The sequence below is a fragment of the Desulfovibrionales bacterium genome, from assembly GCA_028715605.1.
Taxonomy (GTDB): domain Bacteria; phylum Desulfobacterota; class QYQD01; order QYQD01; family QYQD01; genus QYQD01.
Window position 1 is genome coordinate 1 of sequence record JAQURM010000009.1, and the last position, 20,211, is coordinate 20,211.

Consider the following 20,211-nt stretch of genomic DNA (forward strand, 5'->3'; position numbering starts at 1 on the left):
TTGGTGGTGCTTACTCTTTCTTCTTAACAGGAGGTTCCTTTTTTTGGTAGATAGATAATTATTTCTTTCTATGCCACCATTGGGGGTGTAACTTCTGGATGCTTCAATATATAACGCTGGTAAAAAAGTAACAAAACCTTGTTCGATTAATTGCAACCCATTTTCGCGGGCAAGGATTTCCAGGTTGAGTTTAGATTATTGCGATAAATCTATCTCTTTTGCCTTTTGGCTCTCTTATAAATTCCTTCCCTTGTCCCAATAATGGTAATGGTAATTAGATCGTCTTCAATATGATAAATTATCCGATATTCTGGCTTTCTGCCAAAATGGTAAGACCTTTCTCCCTTTAAAGCTCCTATCAGTGGTTCACTGCTAACATAGGGTTCCCTCTCTACTTTTGGAAGATGTTCGAAAACGATCTTTTTTTGGATCGGCCCCGGCAATTTTTTAAGGTCCCGTTTGGCTGCAGGCGAGATTTCCAGGCGGTAGGTTTTATGCATATTCGTTTTGCAGTTCTTTTAATGAAGAAAACCTCTCCCCCCTTTTTTTAGATTCTATCGCCTCTCTGGTTCTCATGTTGACATATTCGATGAAATCGTGGTCTTCTTTTATTTTCAAAAACTCTATATAATTGAGCACTTCCTCTTTTTCCCGGCTTGATAGCATTTTGATACCGTTCAGAATTAATTTATCAACCTTAAGCGCCTGTGTCACGTATCTCCCCCCTTCTGAAGTTTTATCGAACTATAGCACTGTAAACTTTAAAAGGCAATAAGCTTCGGCACTGGCCCGGTCGGTCTGGTTCTCCTTAAGTCGGGAAAACAGATGGTGTGGGAATGTGGAACGCCCTTAAGATTCTAAGTTGACAATGTATTAGGGTGGGGACTGGCGGGACGTCTTGCCCTAGGGCGGACGGTGGATTTGGGCATACTGAAATAATAGGCATTGTCCGGGCGGTATGGTATATTTACAAATTCCATAGGCTTCGACGTGCTGGAAACATTACAAGGTTTGTAAAGAAAGGATTTGGAATCAGATGAGCAATGAACCGAATAAGGTTATTTATTCCATGATCGGGGTAAGCAAGTATTATGATAAAAAGCCGGTCTTGAAAAACATCTATCTCTCTTATTTCTACGGGGCAAAGATCGGAGTCCTTGGTCTCAACGGGTCAGGAAAAAGCTCCCTTCTCCGTATCCTTGCGGGAGTGGACAAAGAGTTCAACGGAGAGACGGCCATTTCCCCCGGCCACACCGTAGGTTTCCTCGCGCAGGAACCGGAATTGGATGACAAAAAGACAATACGGGAGATTGTGGAGGAAGGGGTGCAGGAGATAGTAAATACCCTTAACGAATACAATCTCATTAATGAAAAATTCGCTGAGCCGATGTCGGATGATGAGATGAGCAAGCTTATCGAGCGTCAGGGAGAGGTGCAGGAAAGGCTGGACGCGCTGGACGCATGGGACCTGGATTCACGCCTGGAGATGGCCATGGATGCCCTGCGCTGTCCACCAGGCGATACACCGGTTAATATCCTCTCCGGAGGGGAAAGGCGTCGCGTAGCCCTTTGCAGACTCCTCCTGCAGAAACCTGACATCCTGCTCCTGGACGAGCCCACAAACCACCTCGATGCCGAGACCGTGGCCTGGCTGGAGCGCCATCTGCAAGGCTATCCGGGCACCGTCATCGCAGTGACTCACGACCGCTATTTCCTTGATAATGTCGCCGGGTGGATTCTGGAACTGTACAGGGGACAGGGTATCCCCTGGAAAGGGAATTACTCCTCCTGGCTGGAACAGAAGAAAAACCGCCTGCAGCAGGAGGAGAAAACCGCGAGCGAAAGGCAGAAGACCCTTCAGCGCGAGCTTGAGTGGATACGGATGTCTCCCAAGGGACGCCACGCAAAATCGAAGGCGCGCATCAGTTCTTATGAGGAACTTCTCACCCAGGATAGCGAAAAGAGGTCAAAAGATCTCGAAATCTATATCCCTCCCGGACCCCGTCTGGGTAATGTAGTCATTAATGCCGAAAACGTCAGCAAGGCATATGGCGATAACATTCTTATGGAAGGCCTGACCTTTTCCCTTCCTCCAGGCGGGATTGTCGGGGTCATTGGAGCTAACGGAGCGGGAAAAACCACCCTTTTCCGGATGATCACCGGCCAGGAAAAGCCTGATTCAGGCACCCTCAGGACAGGAGAAACCGTAAAGCTGGCCTATGTCGACCAGAGCCGCGACGACCTCGATCCGAATAAGACCATCTGGGAGGCAATCTCCGGTGGAGAGGATGTCATTCAGCTCGGCAAACGGCAGGTCAACTCACGTGCCTATGTGGGGCGCTTTAATTTCTCCGGAAGTGATCAGCAGAAGAAGGTTTCCATGCTGTCCGGCGGAGAAAGAAATCGTGTCCATCTGGCCCGCATGCTGAAGGAGGAGGCCAACGTCCTTCTGCTTGATGAGCCTACCAATGATCTGGATGTAAACAGCATGCGTGCCCTGGAAGAGGCATTGGAGAATTTCGCGGGCTGTGCCATGGTCATCAGCCACGACCGATGGTTTCTCGATCGTATCGCCACCCACATACTCGCCTTTGAGGGCGACAGCAAGGTGGTCTGGTTCGGAGGGAACTACTCCGAATATGAGGCAGACAGAAAGGCCCGTCTCGGCGTTGCCGCAGACCAGCCCCACCGCATCAAATACAGGCATTTGTCGAGAGGGTAAGCGCTCCGCGAAAGGGGGAGGATAAATACCCCACGCGTACTAAAATTAAACTATGCCCGACGAAAAATCGAAGTTAGTGTATTCCACAGAACAGGCGATCCCCCGGAAGGAGAACCCCGTTGCAAAGAATCTCCAGGCAGGCTTGCGTCCCGCGCAGCAGAAGGTTACTGTCCGGCTTGACCGGAAAGGCCGGGGCGGGAAGTCCGTCACGGTCATCGAGGGCTTACAGATGCCGCGGGAGGAAAGCGAGGCGCTCCTCAAGCAATTGAAGGCGAGGCTCGGCACGGGCGGCACGGTTAAGGATACCTCCCTCGAAATCCAGGGCGACCACCGTGACGCGATCATGATAGTGTTGGAGAAGATGGGCTGCAGACCGAAACGCTCCGGCGGCTGAGAATAGAAAAGGGTCTATAGACAAGGAAGAATTGCGGGATGACTTTTTTAATATAATCTCCCCTTCTATTTTTCCCCTTGACAACTATTCCAGAACATCGTATTGTCACTCAGGAATTTTAGAAGTTTTTGCGTTTACAGAGGCCACAAAGACTTTTGACTTTGTGGCTTTTTTTTGTTGAGGCCTTCTGAGATTTCAATTTATAGAAAAGGAGGTAAAAGAAATGGCACAAGGAACTGTGAAATGGTTTAACGACAGCAAAGGTTTTGGTTTTATTGCTAACGATGATGGAACTGAAGCTTTTGTCCACCACACGTCCATCCAAGGCGACGGATTTAAATCCCTTGCCGAAGGTGACAAGGTCAGCTTTGATACTGAAAAGGGCCCGAAAGGCCCCAAGGCAATCAATGTCGTAAAAGTCTAATTAGCGGGGCAAGGCTCTCTCACTGGAGGGAGCCTTGCATCTTATAATGAAAACCTGCCCCCCCCGTCCTCACCAGACCGTTTTCAGTTAGTCATCTTCCTCCTGCTCATCCACTCTTTCCAGGCAATACGGGCCGTCAGGATCCTCAGGGAAATTACGCCCCTTTACCGCATAGAACGTCCCTGCATCCCAGCTTTTTGCAGAATCCTTTGATTCAATTTTCCATACGCTGGTTTGCGCCCTTGCGTTGAAGCCGATATCATCCCAAATGGGTGTTTTGTTAAGTTTACCTTTCTTTACCAGTTCTTCATGGACGCACCTAAGCCCTTCGATTTCTGAACCATGCGGTTTTTCCCACCCGGTCCTGCTATGCCGGCAAAGGAAAAGATACCCTAAAGCTACATATCTGGGGGGCGGAACAATTTTCCATAAGGACCAAGCCCAATTAAAGCCGGAACCAGCGTCAGTCCAAACAATTTGAAAATCTATGGGCTTGGCAAGCGAGCCTGGTTTGGTTTCTTGGAGAATTACGGTCTTACCATCTTCCGGGCCTGAATAGTGGCCAATCCAATACCACCCAGAGCCGGTTTCAATAATCGGCCGGTAAACGGTCCATGGCTTCATTTTAAGTTTAATAAAAGGAGGTCTGGGGGTGACAGCTGATGGAGTCTGGGAAACCACATTGAAATTCTTGGTTTCTTTTACTTCAATTCCAAGGCTGCGCTGTTTGGCATATTCTCTAAATGCCTTTTTGAGGTCATCAGTCCGTTTCTGTTTTCCTTCCGAAACCAATGTCCAGATTGGAATAAGGCTTTTTACATCAGGGAGTTCTATTAATCTCGGTTGATCAGCGATCGATTTCAACCAATCTGCGTAGAGCCTTGCATTGGGCTCACCTTCTACATCGAGTATTTTTAAACCGCCTACAGTTTTTGTGCGGGTAATCGATCTTTGATTGAATTTGCTAATTTGTTCTTTATAAGTCTTACTGTCTGTAACCGAAATATTACCAATTGCGCTTTTTAAACTCATCTCTGCAACGGTAGTCAGAGTGCTTTCAGATTTGAAAGTCATCTTTTCAACAGCGCAGTTGTAGTCCAATCTCCCACCGATGATGATGTCTGCCAAATAATGTGTCCCATAATTATCGAATAATTCAACAGGATCCATAGCATCAATATCCTGCCGGGCTTCCTCTAATACCATATTTCCTACATGCACGGGTAATCTTAGGCGGTAGGCCCGAACAACATTCTGTACTGTTACAAATTCATATTCTCTGGACTGAAAGAGGGTTTTATCGAAGCCTACCTCCACGGAACCTGAAAAAAAAGCATACTTCCCTGCAATTTTTGTTGTTGAATTAAAACTACTGTAATATTCAAATATATCTTTGCCATAAACGTGAAGATAATCTGTATCCCCCATGGGTATGAAATCAATACATTCTGGTATTTCATATTGTTTCTGTCCCCAGGTCTCTGCTTTCATTTTCCGCCCAAAATCAAACAATGGTGCTTTTACAGATTTATTGTTAGCATACTCTCCAAAAACATCGTAGCCCCGTCCGATAGTTTCGCTACCTGAAATTGCACTACACATTCTAACACCTCCCAGCTATGGTCCGAGATTCAGGTCTAAAGTACTCTTTTCAGCATTTACTGGTCTTATTTGTTGTGACCCCGGGTTAAATACAACGCATATTTTCTGCTTGACCTACTATTAGGTAATGCGTGAGAGCGCTTTTACTTTCGGTCGAAGAAATATGATTATTCGTTTTATGAGAATAACTTATAGTTAGCTCCAGAGAGGAACAACTATGATAATGTTTGCATGAACTACTCAAAGAATCAATCTTAATTATCGACTCCTGCATAATTAATGTCCTATACTTTGGGCAGGACTGGCGGGACGTTCATGCAGAACGTGCTTGACGAATTGGGAATAAGTGGGACATCCGCCTGAGTTTGACGGCATTTACAATATCTCCCGCATCATCTACAGAGTCATGGACAAGAACGTCTATGTTCTGCTGATTGTCGATGGCCGTCGTGACATGCAGACGCTGTTGCAGCAGCGATTGTTAGACGCGTAATGCAGTGCCGGATTTGTAAACGGGAGTTTGATCTGTGGAAGGTCTTGCCGGAATCGCTGGTACGCTTGCCCCTTGGCGTCCATGTTCCCGCTTTGGTCTTAGAACAGCCCCGCGAATTCCAGGAACTTTTTCCATTCCTTTTTCTTGCCGGAGGGGAATTCCTCCATCAGCAACTGTTCCCAGCGCGGGGCATGGGGCTTCTTTAATAAGGTCATGCCGGCTTCTTCGAGGGTCTTGCTCCCCTTTTTCAGGTTGCACTTCTTGCAGCAGAGGACCACGTTTGACCAGATGGTCTTTCCACCCCGGGAGCGGGGTATGACATGGTCAACACTTCTGTCCTTGGAGGCCCGGACACTTTTTCCGCAATATTGACAGGCGTAGGCGTCCCTCACAAACAAGTTGGCCCTGGTAAAGATAATATCTGTCTTGGGAAGCTGATCAAAGCGGGAGAGAATGACGGCCTCCGGGGCCACGATAGAAAAGCTGGGGCTGTGAATCAAACGTCCGTTGTTATGGAATTGTGACACTTTCACCCATTCGGCAAAGGAATGAGTGGTCCAGTCCGATGTGATCACCCTGGCCGTTCCCTTGTAGAGGTGACAGATGGCCCTTTGTACGGTGGTCACATGAACCGCCTGATAGTATTTATTTAATACCAATACCTTATTATCTAATATCTTCAACAAAGGATGCTCCTTATGCAGGATAGCCGCGCAAGATAGTCATTAGAGACAATACCTGTTTCCGGGTTTTTTCAGGCGGGCCGTTATTGTCCACCACATAATCAGCCAGTTTTTTCTTTTCATCAATAGGCATCTGAACGGCGAGCCACTTTTGGGCCTCGGCAAGGGATATGCCGTCTCTTCTTATCAGACGGTCCATCTGTACCTCGGGCCGGGCATAAACCAGGACGGTCTTATCAAAACAGTCTTTCCAGCCGGCCTCGAAGAGTAGCGGGACCTCAGCCACCACAAGATCGGCCGTCCCACTTTCCTCAATCTTTCCTAAATCCTTTAAAATAATCTCCTTTACCCGGGGATGGATAATTTTGTTCAAAGCCAGGCGCGCCTTCCGGTCGGAAAAGATAAGCCGCTTTAACCGGCTGCGTTTAAGGCCCATATCCGGGGCGAAATAATCCCGGCCAAAATGTCTATATATTTCCCGCCAGGCCTCCTGATAGGGCTGGGCTATCTCGTTACAGAGCCGGTCGGCGTCGATGACGGTCACCCCCGAGGCCCGAACCATCTTGAGAACAGCGCTCTTCCCGGTAGCCAGGCCGCCTGTAAGACCGATTTTTATCATGAAAGGGCCTCAATTATCTCTTGCATATCAGGGGGCATCGGGGAATGAAATTCCATAAACCGGCCGGTTCGGGGATGTACAAACCCAAGCTCCCTGGCATGCAGTAACTGACGGGAGACACCTTTTATAATGTTTCTCACGGTTATCTTACGGATATCCGCCCACTTCTGTTTACCTCCATAAACCGGGTCTCCTACCACCGGATGCTGCATTGAAGAGAGGTGTACCCGAATCTGATGGGTACGGCCCGTCTTAAGGGTCAGTTCCAGGAAGGTCAATCCGTTGAAAGACTGAATGACCTGCCATATAGTAATCGCTTCTCTGCCACCTGTGCTCTTTACCGACATCTTCTTTCGCTGGGTGGGGTGCCTGCCGACAGGCGCCTGAATAATCCCGCTCTTTTCCCGAAAATCGCCGTACACAAGCGCTACGTACTTCTTATGAACCTCTCCGGCCTTAAACTGTCCGGCCAGTTCCTGATGGGCCCGATCATTTTTGGCGACCACCATCAGACCGGATGTGTCTTTGTCCAGACGGTGAACAATACCCGGCCGCAGAATGCCGCCGATGCCGGAAAGATCCGAACAATGATGGAGGAGACCGTGCACCAGTGTCCCGCTACCGTGCCCGGCCGCAGGATGTACTACAATACCCGGCGGTTTGGACAAGACCAGGATGTCTTCATCTTCATAGAGGATGGTAAAGGGGACTTTCTCCGGTTGAATACCTAAGGGACGTGGCGGTGGGATTTCTATGCTTATCGAATCATGGGGGTTAATCTTATGACTGGCTTTAACCGTCTTTCCGTTAACCTTGACCCGGCCCTCCCGGATAAGACGGTTGATCTGCGAACGACTAAGAGAAACAAGCTTTTTCGTCAAATAGACGTCAACCCGCTGATCTTTGTCCGCGGGTTCCGCATACAATAACTCCGGCATGATATTGTGAAATTTACAATTTCAAATTTCGTAACACTTTAGGTTTCTGAAAAATATGTCTAAGCAAGGTGCTATAAGAGCTAAAATCCCCCTCAATCCCCCTTTTCCAAAGGGGGAAGTGTTTCTCCTCCCTTTGAAAAAGGAAGGTTGGGAGGGATTTAAGAATACTTTTTTAAACAGCTAAACTGATACCAAATTTCGAAGTTGAGACGTGGCCCGGCCGTCATGAGGCGTCAAAAAGCGCTTCAATATCCTGCCTGACCCGGCCTTCTTTCACATTACGGGCTATGGAAAGCTCCTTTACCAGCAGATTCATGGCTGTGTCCAGCATCTTTTTTTCACCAAATGAAAGCGGTTTTTCATCTTTCAATATGTACAAATCCCGCAAAACCGCGGCCACTTCAAATACTGAACCCGTCTTTATCTTATCCATGTACTCCCGGTACCGCTTATTCCATGTCTGGGTCGCAATCTCAACACTTCGATCTTTCAAGATATCCAACACCATGGGAATATCTTTTTTGTTTATAATGCTTCTAACGCCTACTGATTGTAAGTTGTGGGTAGGAATCATGATTACCATGTCGGTATCAATGATCCTCATGATGTAAAAGTTCTGTGTTTCGCCGTTGATCTCCCGGCGCTCAATAGACTCTATCACGCCTACGCCGTGGGCCGGGTACACAGCTAATTCCCCTGCCTTAAACATCCGTCCCAACCCTCCGATTTGAAAGAAACATTTTAATATTATTAATATTTAACATTATTTATTAAATAAGGCAAATACAAATTGACAGAAAGACTGCCCCCGTGTTATGGATGCGCGTTGTAATTTACTGTCATGACGTTAGACCCTATCCCATCATTCACGGCCAATGGACTGGCGTCCCTGATCGGCAGCCTGCCCTTTAAAGACCATGAGCAGGCCCTGGACATGATGTTAACCTATGTCCCGGAGATCCCGCTATGGATACAACTGCCGTTCTATCCGGAAGAACGGCTCCTCACACAATTTTCCGGGGAACTGCCGGGAGTAGTCATCGAAGGCGACCGGGTATATTTTGACACGGCCTCGCCGGGTTTTGAGGATGAACTCCTTGCTTTTTATGAGGATTACATCTCGGTCTCCGAAGGCAACTCACCCCTTTTAACGTCCCGTTTCGCCTTGGGGCCACATACCGGAAAAGGTCTGGCAGCGTTTATCAACCGTATGGGCAAGTTGGCAAGACCTCCCTACGCCATCAAGGGACAGATCACCGGACCCTTTACCTTCCTGACCGGGATTAACGATCAGGAGAAAAGATGTGCCTTCTATGACGAACGCCTGCGTGATGTTGCGGTTAAGGCCTTGTCACTAAAGGCCGCCTGGCAGGTGGAAGTGCTGCGGCAATTCAAGTCGCCGGTCTTTGTCTCTATTGACGAGCCGGGCCTGGCCGGTTACGGATCTTCTGCCTTTGTCAGTATAAATCGTCAGGATGTAATAACCATGCTCAGAGAAATGGCACAGGCCATACACAGGGCCGGTGGACTGGCCGCTGTGCATGTCTGCGCCAATACAGATTGGTCCCTGCTCATGGAAAGCGATATAGATATTATCAGCTTTGATGCCTATAATTATTTCGACCGGTTTATACTCTACCGGCCGGCCATCCTCTCCTTCCTGGCCCGGGGAAAGATTATCGCCTGGGGCATAGTGCCCACTGCCAACCCTGCTGATATTGAAAAAGAAAGTGTGTCGTCACTGGCGGTACGCTGGAAAGAGGAGGCGCAGAAACTGGCAGGAGACGGGATTACCCCGGTGGCCCTGCTGAGGCAGTCGCTTATTACCCCCAGTTGCGGCACCGGTTCCTTACCCCAGGCCCTCTCTGAACGCGTCCTGTATCTGACCAAAGAGGTCTCCGATCAATTAAGGAAGGACTTACTTTAACCCTGATCCACCAGCAAGACATCATCTGCGGCGTTGCCTTCGATCGCTCCTCCTTGCGGCGTATTGCTCCATACGCCTCAGTCGTCAATCCTCGGCGCCTTGCATCTAATATCTTGCTGGTGTTCAGGAATACTCCGTAATCTGCTGATTTTAATTTTGATAGCCTAATCAGACGGTGTATTTGGGTTAATCCCCAATCCTCCCGGTTAGTTCTGTTTTGTCTTTTGCTTTTTCTGCGGACCTTCGCGGCGAAAAATAGCTATGCCTATAGGCCAGGCATAAGAAATAGCTTCTTTTTCCTGGAGCAAGGCCCCGGCAATATTTTCAGCCGCAGCGGCCTTATTCCCAAAAAAACCAAAAAATACACCCCGCACCCGGAGGACTTCCAGAAAGTCGCTTGCCCTGCGGAATCTCTCCTCCATACAATATCGTTCAAAGCGGATAGGTACCAGGCCCGGCAGACTCCTTACCACCTCGTTCCAGTTTAACCCGCGCGTACCCCGAAACGGATGCCAGGCCGGCTGCATCTCTTTCAGTCTCCGAAAGATGGTCAGAAGCAGGCTGTTCCCCTCTTTTTTCGGAAAGGGCATGATCAAAGGAAAGGAGATGACCAGGACGCCGTTTTCCTTCAGGGCCTTCCTCAAGGCCCGCCGGTCTCCGGGGGACAACCAGTGGTAGGACATATTGGCTATAATGAGATCGAATCTTTTTTCGGAGACCGGGAGGTCTTTGGTATGTCCGTAACAGAATGTGACGGTCCTTATATCCCCTTTCTTTCTGGCCAGCTCCAGCATGGAAGGGGATCGGTCCAGCGCCGTGACCTCGGCCCCGGGGAAATGTTTAACGATCTCTACTGTAGAGATACCCGTGCCGCAACCAACGTCCAGGATTGCCTCCGGCTGAACGTGTTCTTGCGCCAGGATACATAGTTTTTCCGCCAGGTGACTGTAAAAAAAGTGGTGCTGGGGCTGATCGTAGGAGGAGGCCACCTGGTCATAATGGAGAAATGCCTCAGACATGAACCACCTGCCCGGCCAGCCACGCCCATATCACACCCCACGTCTCGCGTGAGGTAAGTATGTCGTGATGGTCACTGTCTTTTATCTCTTTGACGGTGTAATTATCCGGCGACGCTGCCTCAGCCGTCTTCTTTACCACCGGAAGGTCATATTGCCCGAACAATAGCAGGCCCTTTTTATCAGGATCAGCCGGGAGATGTTCGCCCAATCTATTTAGTGTCTCTACCAGGCCGGCAAAAGGAGCAGCCTCCCTGACCCGCCGGGGTCTCAGAACGCGTATCATCTCTTTTTTCCCGCCTGCAAAACCGGTGGAAAGGGGCGGTGAAATGAGCACATTCCAGGAAAGGTCAAGCGACAAGACCAGACGGCCGCCGATGCTGTGGCCTATGGCCGCAACAAAACGATTTTTCTTTAGTTCCTGCCAGTAAGTCAGGCATCTCATCGTATTTTCATAATCAAACAAACCGCCGCACTCCCCGTGGCCGGGCAGGTCTGCGGCTAAGATTGGAATCCTCTTTCCCGCCAGGAATATGGATAGCGAAAGCATCTCTTCCTTACAGCCGCCGTAGCCGTGCAAGACGAATAACCACCCCGGTGACGCATTCTCCGGCTCAACCTCTAAACCGGTAAATTCTCCGCCTCCAACCGGCCTGATATGAATTTCAGTGTCCGCCATCAGCCTTCTTCCGTAACCTTCCTTATAGACCTATAGGTGATGGATACTATCTCCTCCAGTTCTTCCAGGCTCACAGAAAGAGGCGGCATAAGCACAACCACATCCCCCAGAGGCCGGATTATGAGTCCATGCCTGCGTGCCTCCAGGATTACCCGCCTCCCCATCCGCACGGACACAGGATAGGGTCTCCTGGTCGCCTTGTCTTCGACCAGTTCAATGCCCACCATGAATCCTCGTTGACGGACCTCACCGACATGAGATAGTTCATTAAATTCTTTCAGTTTTTCTTTTAAGTATTTGATTTTTGGTTCTAATGATAAAAGAGTCTGATTGGTCTCAAACAGGCGCAGGCTGGCCAGAGCGGCCGCGCAGGCCAGGGGGTTCCCGGTATAGGTATGTCCATGAAAAAAGGTCTTCTCTTCCTCGTAATCGCCATAAAAGGCGGCAAATATCTCTTCCGTGGTCAAGGTCGCGGCCAGGGGCAGATAACCTCCGGTGATACCTTTGGCCAGGGCCATCAGATCCGGGCTGACCTCTTCCTGTTCACAGGCGAAGAGGGTCCCGGTACGGCCGAATCCAGTGGCCACCTCATCGGCAATAAGCAGTATCCCGTATCGCTCCGTAAGCCGTCGCAGGCGTCTGAGATACCCATCCGGCCAGATCAGCATCCCGGCCGCGCCCTGGACGCAGGGCTCGATGATAATGGCGGCCAACTCGTGCGCATGTCCGGCTACCGTATTTTCCAGCTCCTTAAAACAAGCCAGTTCACAGTCCGGATAATCAAGCCCCAGATGACAGCGGTAGCAATAGGCAGCCGGAACCCGCATGGATTTTACCGTCAACGGCCCATAAATACGGTGAAAGAGGTCGATCCCCCCTACCCCGACTGCGCCCAGGGTATCGCCGTGATAGGCATTTATAAAGGAAAGAAACCCGGTCTTTTGCTTGTGCCCGGTCTGCTGCGCGTATTGAAAGGCGATCTTTAAGGCCACTTCTACCGCTGTGGAGCCGTTATCCGAATAAAATACCCGTTTAAGACCGGACGGCGCACGGGCTATAAGCTCCCGGGCCAGCTCAATCGAGGGTACGTTACCTAATCCCAGGAGCGTAGAGTGCGCTATTTGACCAAGCTGGGCCATAATGGCCCGGTCGATCTCCGGACAGCTATGTCCGTGCACATTCACCCACAGAGAAGACACACCATCCAGATAACGTCTCCCCTCGGTGTCAATGAGATAACTGCCCTCTCCGGCAGCGATAATCGGCGCTTCTTCTGCCTCATACTCTTTGGCCTGGGTAAAGGGATGCCAGAGGTAACGCAGGTCATCAGCGCGCAAAGAATTATTATTGGACATGTTCCTCCCCCCAGCGAGAAAGCCGTTCCAGCAGGTTAAACTTTTTATCCACGGCCTGAGCCACCTTTTGAAGGTCCCCTTCTTCTCCCTCTTCCACGGAAAGGCCGGTGATACGTGGTACAATAGCCAGAACCGGCACTCCGGCAAATTTTTCGATGGCGCCGGGATTATCTGTTTCAGCCAAGCCCGGCTTGGCCGGGAAATTATTTATTATTATACCGGCTACTTCAAGACCCCTCTGCCTTGCCACAGACACCGTCAATAGGGTGTGGTTAATCGTCCCAAGGGAAGGCCGGCTGACGATGACGAGAGGAAGCCTGAGCCGGGCCGCCAGGTCGGCCATAAAGGAGTCATCGTTCAGAGGCGCCAGGAGTCCCCCCGCACCCTCTACCAGGACCGCGTCGTACCTTGAACGCACTGCGGCATGATCGCACTCAATCCTTGCCAGATCTATCGTGACACCCGCCCTTGCCGCAGCCAGGTGCGGGGAAACAGCCGGAGTAAAGGCATAGGAATAGACCGGCCCCTCCCCGGTAGAAAGCGCCTTCTGCAGAAAGGCCAGGTCACCTGCCAAGGCCGCATCCCCACCTGCCTTCACGCCGGTTATGACCGGCTTTTCCAGACCGACCCTTACGCCCGCCTCCTGGTAGAGCAAGGCCAGAAGGGACGTGATAACCGTCTTTCCCACGCCGGTATCCGTGCCGGTAATGAATATCGAAGGTAATCTAATCAATGATGATCTCGCAAAAAACCGAAGTATGGACGGCACAGTAAAAAGCTTCAGTTGCAAGGCGCGCAAATCCTATTATCCGTTGACCGTTGACCGTTATCCGTTGTCCGTCAACAAACCATGCACTTACGGTGAACGGTAAACAGTGAACGGTGAACCATGTCATAGCTACGCCGCAGTGATCCGCCGGAGGCGGACAACGCAGCGAATGGACTTTTTACGAAGCCGTCAATCAATGATCCCTTCCTTCCTGCCTAATTCAATCAATGACTCGGCCGCATTTTCCAATTCGGCCTGCTGATGCGCCGCGCTGACCGTAAACCTGAGCCTGGCCTGCCCGGCCGGAACCGTGGGCGGCCGGATGGCGGGTACGTATATGCCGCCTTTTTCCAGTAGGCCTCGACTCATGGCCACGGCCTTTTCCGGGGCGCCGATAAAGATAGGCATAATGGGTGTCTGACTGCCCATGAGATTGAAACCGGCGGATATCAGGATGTCGCGCATATAACGTACGTTGAACCATAGGCGTTCGATAAGGGAAGGTTCTGCCTCTATAAGTTTTAGAGCTGCTGTAGCCGCAGCTATGCTTCCCGGTGGCAAGGCCGTTGTATAAATAAAGGAGCGGGCCTTGTTTACAAGATAGGCTATCAAATCGCCGGACCCGGCGACAAATCCCCCTATGGATCCGATAGCCTTACTGAGCGTACCCACATGGATGTCGATGCCCTTACTCACCCCAAGGTAGGCAGCAGCGCCCTGCCCTTTTTCTCCCATAACGCCTGTACCATGGGCATCATCGACTAAAAGGAGACATCCATGTTGAGAAGAGATGTCTGCGAGCTGTTTAAGCGGCGCTATGTCGCCATCCATGGAAAAGACGCCCTCGGTTACGATTAATATTTGGCTTTTCGTCTCCCGGGCATGGAGCAGATCTCCCAGGGAGTTCACATCATTGTGACGAAAGCGATAGGGTTTTGCCCGGCTCAGGATGCAGGCGTCGATGAGGCTGGCATGGGCCAGCCGGTCACAGAATATAAGATCATCTCTGCCCATAAGAGCGCTTATGACGCCCATATTAGCGGCATAACCGGAGGAAAAGACCAGGGCCTTTTCTGTGCCCTTGTGCCGGGCCAAGGCGTCCTCCAGTTCTTCATAGAGATGGGAATGGCCGCTTATCAGTCTGGAGGCCCCGGCACCCGTCCCATAACGCTCCGTGGCCTTTATAGAGGCCTCAATTACTTGCGGATGATGTGTCAGGCCGAGATAGTTATTGGTGCAAAATAACGTTACTTCTCTGCCCTTAAGATAGCCGCGCGTCGGGCTGACTGGAGTAATGGAGACAAGCTCCCGATAGAGCGAGATGTTCTTCAGATCGGTCAGTTCTTGTCTGAGGTTAGTTACAGGCACGGACACCCTGCTTAATTATAGATGGTTTCAGATTTAACGAAGCGATCATCTCATGGTCAGCCTGTATTTCAGCCCCTTTTGTCGTCAGGTAGTCGCCGATCATGAGTCCATTTATCCCTGCCTTTATGGCTGCCGCCTGTTTATCGCCAAGGACTTTTGCCCTTCCTCCGGCCAGTCTTACAGGAATATCAGGGATTATAATACGGAAAAGGGCGATGGTCATTATGACCTCATCCGGTGTGAGGAGCGGCTGTGCCTCCAATGGAGTCCCGGGGCGGGGATCAAGAAAATTAAGCGGGATGGAATCCGGGTTGAGGTGTTTTATCTCCAACGCGAATTTAACTCGATCCTGAACGGACTCTCCTAATCCTAATATCCCCCCGACACAAATCTCCAGACCAGACTCCCTGGCTATATGAATCGTAGCCAGGCGATCCTCATAGGTCTGAGTAGTGCAAATCCTGGGATAAAAATCGCGGTTCGTCTCCAGATTATGATGGTAGCGCACCAACCCGGCCTTCTTTAGTAAAAGGGCTTCATCGATAGTGAGTTTCCCCAGCGAAACACAGGGCAAGAGTGTTGTTTCCTGCTTAATCAGGCTAATTGCCTCACATACTTTAAGGAGCTCTTCTTTAGAAAGCCTGGCTCCGCTCGTCACTATGGAAAAGCGATGCGCCCCGGATTTTTGCGCTGCCTGAGCCGCCTCTAAGAGACCCTTGGGTTGGCGAAGAGGATAGGCCTTAATAGGGCTTCGGTGATGACTCGATTGGGCGCAAAAGGAACAATCGTGCGGACAAGCGCCGGATTTGGCATTGACGATAGCGCAAAGTTCGATAACCGGGCCATGATATCGCCTCTGTATTTCCTGGGCCATGGAAAGCAGACCTGCGCCCTTACCGCCGGCCACAAAATTTGCAAGCCGAAGGCCATCGTCAGGGGTGAGGGGGATGTTCTCTTCAATCTTTTTCTTAATATCCTTTAGTATCATCCATCTATCCGGTTGTTTTTATCTGAAAATCCCCCTGTATCCCCCTTTTCCAAAGGGGGAATAGATGTGTCCCCCCTTTACTAAAAAAGGGGGGGTGAGGGGATTATTTTTATTGTCCTTTGTCCGCCGCAGGCGGATGTGTGTTTCATAAAAACATAGATGAGAAACATAGGTGAAAAATTTAAGGTTGTCAATAAAGGGGCGTCTAATTTTTATCACGACCAATCCTGGGTGAAAAGACAGAACCGGGGTCCGCCACAACGGCCCGAAAGGATACCTTGGAGATGGCCAGCCTGAGAGAGCGTTATGCAAAGACAAAAGATCAGATTGAGCAATTGGAGAAGCTGATTGCGGGCCTTAAGTTAGTATAACATAATGGTTTTGACTCGGACATTTGTGAATGGAGGCGTACCCTGCGAGGATATTCGATATTTTCTGGGTATATCCGAGAGGACCGTAAAGAGGCATTTCAAACGCGGAAAGGACTAACTCCAGAGGGGCTTCCACCTCAAGCAGGTCCAGAAAAAGGCTATTGTAGAACTACATCACAAGAGCCGTGATCTTTTCGAAATATCCAGGCAAATTGAGCTTCCCGCCAAATACGTGCTCAAAAGCGAAAAAGGAAGGACGAAAAAAGCCATGAATATGAATCTCACCTTATACCCAACAAGCAGCTCCTATTTCCAGAACACGGCATAACGTTGATGCTCAATAATCCACCCGCAGCCGATATCCTACTCCTGGTTCGGTCAGGATATATCGGGGGCGAGACGGGTCCTTTTCAATCTTGTGACGCAGGTTGCTGATATTAACCCTCAGTACGTGAGGTTGCTCAATGTAGGTAACACCCCAGATCTGCCTGAGGATTTGGCGGTGGGTCAGGACCTTCCCCGCATGTACCACCAGCAGGCGCAGCAGTTCGTATTCAGTTGGGGTTAATTGTGTTTCCTTACCATATACCAACACCCGCCGGCGTGTCAGGTCAACATCGAGATCATCAATTCTGAAGACAGGTTCTGGGGCCTGCTGCAAGGAACGTCGCAGAGCAACCCGAATCCGAGCCAGAAGTTCGGCAACTCCAAACGGCTTGGTCAGGTAATCATCCGCGCCGGCATCCAGTGCTTCTACTTTGTCATCCTCCCGTTCCCGCACCGAAAGTACGATGATCGGGACGGGTGACCACTCCCGTATCCGCCTTATCACTTCGACGCCATTGATGTCCGGCAACCCTAAATCAAGGAGAATGATATCCGGCCTGACCGTAGCGACTGCTACCAGCGCAGCATGACCGTTCTCCGCCTGATGCAGGGAGAACTCCCCGGTGTCCAAAACGGTACGCAAAAAACGTTGGATGGCCACCTCGTCATCAACTACAAGGATGCGAGGCAGGTTGGTATTTTGCTTTTCGTTCGGCATAACGTATGTTCACAGTTGTCAGTTCACCGTTGACCGTGTAATCCGTTCACGTTTATCCGTTATCCGCTCCACCGATGACGCGTGGGGCATGACAACCGATTCTTTCCTGTCGGATAACGATCAATGGTTAACGGTTAACGTTATTATTACCCGTAGTCCGCCTTCAGCTCGGTTTTCGGCTCGGATAGTCCCTCCATGCACTTCGACAATTGCCCTGCAAATCGACAGGCCCAGCCCGGTCCCGCGGGCGCCTTCGGGGACGGGAATACGATAGAACTTGTCGAAAATCCTTTTCAGGTCGGAATCCGGAACACCAGGGCCGCGATCGGAGACCTCTATCTTAAGCAGGGGACCATCTACCCTGGCAGCAATCTCAATGCTACTCTCAGGAGGCGAATATTTCAATGCATTATCGAGCAGGTTCACCAGCACCTGTGTCATCAGGGCCATGTCCATTTTGACCAGTGGCAGTCCGGACTGCAGACGCACATCGATTCTTCTACTGCCGAGTTGTTTTTCGAGGGCTGCAAGGGCGCAACCGACAACATCCTGTATGTCGCAGGGTTCCTCCTTCAGCTTGATCGCGCCTGCTTCCAGGCGGGTCATGTCCAGCAGGTTTCCCACAAAGCGATTCAGTCTGGCTGCCTCTTCCCAGGCGGCGTCAAGGAGTTCCTTCCGGGCTTCAGCATTGAGCTGCTCCCCCTTATCCCGGATCGTACCCAGGGCCCCGGTTATGGACACAAGCGGAGTACGCAAATCGTGGGAAACGGAATTGAGAAGCGCCCGCTCCAGACTTTCCCGGGCCTGGAGGATTTCGGACTGCTCGGCCTGCTTGACAAGCCGGACCCGTTCAATGGCAAGGGTGGTCTGGGCGGCAAAGGCCTCCAGAAGCCTTCGACTCTGTGGGGAGGCATAGTCTCGGTCATCCTTAAATTCCACCCCTAAAACTCCCAGCATACTGGCTGAGGTCTGTAAGGGCAAACAGAGTAAGCCTGCTGATATAAGGGTTTCAGTCCCGCGCCCCGCAGCTTGACGGTTCCGAAAAACCCATTCGGCTACTGCCAGCTCCTTCATATCAAGGTGTATGTCCTGATTTGCGGCCCTTATTTTTAACCGCTCGCCCTCTGAGAGAAGGATGGCCACACGGGCATTAAGACTCTCCCCGATATTCTTGATAGCGGCGTCCAGGATAGAGTCGATATCCGCGGCAGCGGCCAGGTCACGGCTCAGGTAGTAGAGACTTGCCGTCTGAGCTTCCCGTTCCCGGATAGTCTCGGCGCGTTCGCGGGCCTTTGCCACAAGGGTACTGATGACCACGCCTACCGCAAAAAGCCCCAAGAAGGTGATCAGATACTCCGTATCGGCAACGCTGAAGGTAAACTTGGGCGGCACGAAAAAGAAATCAAATGCTAAAACGCTCAGAAACGCCGCCATGATCGCCGGTCTAAGCCCAAGGCGAATAGCCGCCAGGACCACTGCAAGTAGGTAGATCATAACCAAATTAGTCGGAGCAAGAAAGCGGCGAACCAGCTCGCATACCAGCGAGGCTGCCGCAACCAGAGCCAAGCTGTTCAGGTATCCGGACCAGAAAACCGGTCTTTTCATCCCTACAATGCCCGCCTCGGGACTCTTTTCGGCAGGGGTTATACTGACGACATAGACGTCAATCGTCCCGCTGAGGCGAATAATCTGGTCCACGAGAGGTGGGTGGAGGAATTCCCGCCAGCGTGGTTTGCGCGGTTTGCCGATGACAATTCTTGTAATGTTGTGTCTGACGGCGTAGTCAACGACTGCTTCGGCTATGGTAGTCGCCGTAACTTGCGCTACTTGCGCGCCGAGGCTTTCGGCCAGCCGGAGGTCGTGCCAGACCTGTTCGCGGTTTTCTGTGACTTGTTTGCCGATGCCGGGGGTTTCGATGTAGAGCGCGTGCCAGGGGGCCTTCATTTCGTCCGCCAGACGGCGGGTCGTGCGGATCAGCCGTTCGCTGAAGGGACTCCCGCTGACGCAGACAAGAAGTCGCTCCGCTGCCGGCCAGGGGCCGTGAATGGAGCGTGACTCCATATAGGCCCGCATCTGATCGTCTACGCGGGCGGCCGCACGGCGCAATGAGAGTTCGCGCAGCGCCATGAGGTTGCCCGGCTTGAAAAACTCCTCTGCGGCCAGGGCAGCCTGCTCGGGAATGTAAACCTTTCCTTCTCGCAAGCGCTGGAGTAGATCTTCGGGGGGAATATCAACGAGTCGAATCTCAACCGCCTCATCAAGGAGGCGGTCTGGGACGGTCTCCCGCACCTTTACCCCGGTAATTTGCGCTACGACATCGTTCAGGCTCTCGAAATGCTGGATATTGACCGTGGTATAGACATCGATCCCGGCTACAAGAAGCTCCTCCACGTCCTGCCAGCGCTTTTCGTGACGAGATCCGGGGGCATTAGTATGGGCCAGCTCATCCACGAGTGCGATCTGGGGATGTCTGGCCAGTACTGCGTCAGTATCCATCTCCGGGAGGAGCACCCCCATGTACTCAATCCGAGCCTTGGGAATGACCTCCAGTCCTTCCAGAAGCGCATCAGTTTCGGGACGGCCGTGCGTCTCAAGATATGCCGCCACTACGTCCCGCCCTTCGCGTTTCCGCCTTTGAGCGGCCTCCAGCATGGCATAGGTCTTTCCCACCCCGGCGGCATAGCCGAGAAAGATACTGAGCTTGCCCCGTCCCTTCTCGGCCTCTTCAGCCTGGGCAATCTTCAGCAGTGCCTCAGGAGAGGGGCGTTTGTCATCATCATTGTTCGTCATGAATGCATGCCGTATCAAAAAAATCTTT

The 20,211-nt window shown here is 51.1% G+C and carries 18 protein-coding genes; 4 read left to right on the plus strand and 14 right to left on the minus strand.

Annotated features, from left to right (window positions below; all coding sequences use genetic code 11):
- Positions 1-492: 492 nt before the first annotated feature.
- Entirely contained in the window at positions 493-714 is a 222-nt protein-coding gene (locus PHT49_09260; protein ID MDD5452065.1) for a hypothetical protein, read from the minus strand.
- 322 nt (positions 715-1,036) lie between these two features.
- On the opposite strand from PHT49_09260, the gene ettA reads away from it, so the two are divergent.
- The 3 genes from ettA (at position 1,037) to PHT49_09275 (ending at position 3,540) form a co-directional block, all read left to right on the plus strand.
- Complete coding sequence (gene ettA / locus PHT49_09265; protein ID MDD5452066.1) at positions 1,037-2,722, plus strand: energy-dependent translational throttle protein EttA; 1,686 nt, start codon at positions 1,037-1,039, stop codon at positions 2,720-2,722.
- Between the two features lie 52 nt (positions 2,723-2,774).
- Positions 2,775-3,116: a translation initiation factor gene (locus PHT49_09270; protein ID MDD5452067.1), complete on the plus strand. Its 342-nt coding sequence runs from the start codon at positions 2,775-2,777 to the stop codon at positions 3,114-3,116.
- 223 nt (positions 3,117-3,339) lie between these two features.
- A complete protein-coding gene (locus PHT49_09275) occupies positions 3,340-3,540 on the plus strand; it encodes a cold-shock protein (protein MDD5452068.1) in 201 nt (66 codons plus the stop codon).
- A gap of 87 nt (positions 3,541-3,627) precedes the next feature.
- On the opposite strand, the gene PHT49_09280 is transcribed toward PHT49_09275, so the two are convergent.
- The 5 genes from PHT49_09280 to PHT49_09300 all read right to left on the minus strand — a co-directional run bounded on the left by PHT49_09280 (position 3,628) and on the right by PHT49_09300 (position 8,584).
- Complete coding sequence (locus PHT49_09280) at positions 3,628-5,142, minus strand: MAC/perforin domain-containing protein (GenBank protein ID MDD5452069.1); 1,515 nt, start codon at positions 5,140-5,142, stop codon at positions 3,628-3,630.
- Positions 5,143-5,733: 591 nt separating this feature from the next.
- Entirely contained in the window at positions 5,734-6,318 is a 585-nt protein-coding gene (locus PHT49_09285) for an HNH endonuclease (GenBank protein MDD5452070.1), read from the minus strand.
- Positions 6,319-6,331: 13 nt separating this feature from the next.
- The gene (gene coaE, locus PHT49_09290; protein ID MDD5452071.1) at positions 6,332-6,937 is read right to left on the minus strand and encodes a dephospho-CoA kinase; all 606 of its coding nucleotides are present in this window, start codon (positions 6,935-6,937) and stop codon (positions 6,332-6,334) included.
- Positions 6,934-7,875, minus strand: coding sequence for an RluA family pseudouridine synthase (locus PHT49_09295; GenBank protein MDD5452072.1), 942 nt, complete (start codon positions 7,873-7,875; stop codon positions 6,934-6,936). The genes coaE and PHT49_09295 overlap by 4 nt, the downstream gene beginning before the upstream one ends.
- Before the next feature lie 223 nt (positions 7,876-8,098).
- Positions 8,099-8,584 carry a CarD family transcriptional regulator gene (locus PHT49_09300; GenBank protein ID MDD5452073.1) on the minus strand — a complete coding sequence of 162 codons (486 nt, stop codon included), beginning with the start codon at positions 8,582-8,584 and terminating at the stop codon, positions 8,099-8,101.
- A 132-nt stretch (positions 8,585-8,716) separates the two neighbouring features.
- Here PHT49_09300 and PHT49_09305 point away from each other — a divergent pair, with 132 nt between their 5' ends.
- The gene (locus PHT49_09305) at positions 8,717-9,802 is read left to right on the plus strand and encodes a hypothetical protein (protein ID MDD5452074.1); all 1,086 of its coding nucleotides are present in this window, start codon (positions 8,717-8,719) and stop codon (positions 9,800-9,802) included.
- 206 nt (positions 9,803-10,008) lie between these two features.
- Here the strand turns inward: PHT49_09305 and PHT49_09310 are convergent, their stop codons facing one another.
- From PHT49_09310 to PHT49_09345, 8 genes are all read right to left on the minus strand, one after another.
- Positions 10,009-10,821, minus strand: a complete 813-nt coding sequence (locus PHT49_09310) for a class I SAM-dependent methyltransferase (GenBank protein ID MDD5452075.1) — start codon at positions 10,819-10,821, stop codon at positions 10,009-10,011.
- Positions 10,814-11,497, minus strand: coding sequence for an alpha/beta hydrolase (locus PHT49_09315; GenBank protein MDD5452076.1), 684 nt, complete (start codon positions 11,495-11,497; stop codon positions 10,814-10,816). The genes PHT49_09310 and PHT49_09315 overlap by 8 nt, the downstream gene beginning before the upstream one ends.
- On the minus strand, positions 11,497-12,852 hold the full coding sequence (gene bioA / locus PHT49_09320; GenBank protein ID MDD5452077.1) for an adenosylmethionine--8-amino-7-oxononanoate transaminase: 1,356 nt from the start codon (positions 12,850-12,852) through the stop codon (positions 11,497-11,499). Before bioA ends, PHT49_09315 begins: the two co-directional genes overlap by 1 nt.
- The gene (gene bioD / locus PHT49_09325) at positions 12,842-13,585 is read right to left on the minus strand and encodes a dethiobiotin synthase (GenBank protein ID MDD5452078.1); all 744 of its coding nucleotides are present in this window, start codon (positions 13,583-13,585) and stop codon (positions 12,842-12,844) included. The genes bioA and bioD overlap by 11 nt, the downstream gene beginning before the upstream one ends.
- Before the next feature lie 225 nt (positions 13,586-13,810).
- Complete coding sequence (gene bioF / locus PHT49_09330) at positions 13,811-14,989, minus strand: 8-amino-7-oxononanoate synthase (protein MDD5452079.1); 1,179 nt, start codon at positions 14,987-14,989, stop codon at positions 13,811-13,813.
- Positions 14,976-15,977 carry a biotin synthase BioB gene (gene bioB, locus PHT49_09335; protein MDD5452080.1) on the minus strand — a complete coding sequence of 334 codons (1,002 nt, stop codon included), beginning with the start codon at positions 15,975-15,977 and terminating at the stop codon, positions 14,976-14,978. Before bioB ends, bioF begins: the two co-directional genes overlap by 14 nt.
- A gap of 708 nt (positions 15,978-16,685) precedes the next feature.
- The gene (locus PHT49_09340; protein ID MDD5452081.1) at positions 16,686-17,393 is read right to left on the minus strand and encodes a response regulator; all 708 of its coding nucleotides are present in this window, start codon (positions 17,391-17,393) and stop codon (positions 16,686-16,688) included.
- 120 nt (positions 17,394-17,513) lie between these two features.
- A complete protein-coding gene (locus PHT49_09345) occupies positions 17,514-20,183 on the minus strand; it encodes a sensor histidine kinase KdpD (protein ID MDD5452082.1) in 2,670 nt (889 codons plus the stop codon).
- Between the last annotated feature and the right edge of the window lie 28 nt (positions 20,184-20,211).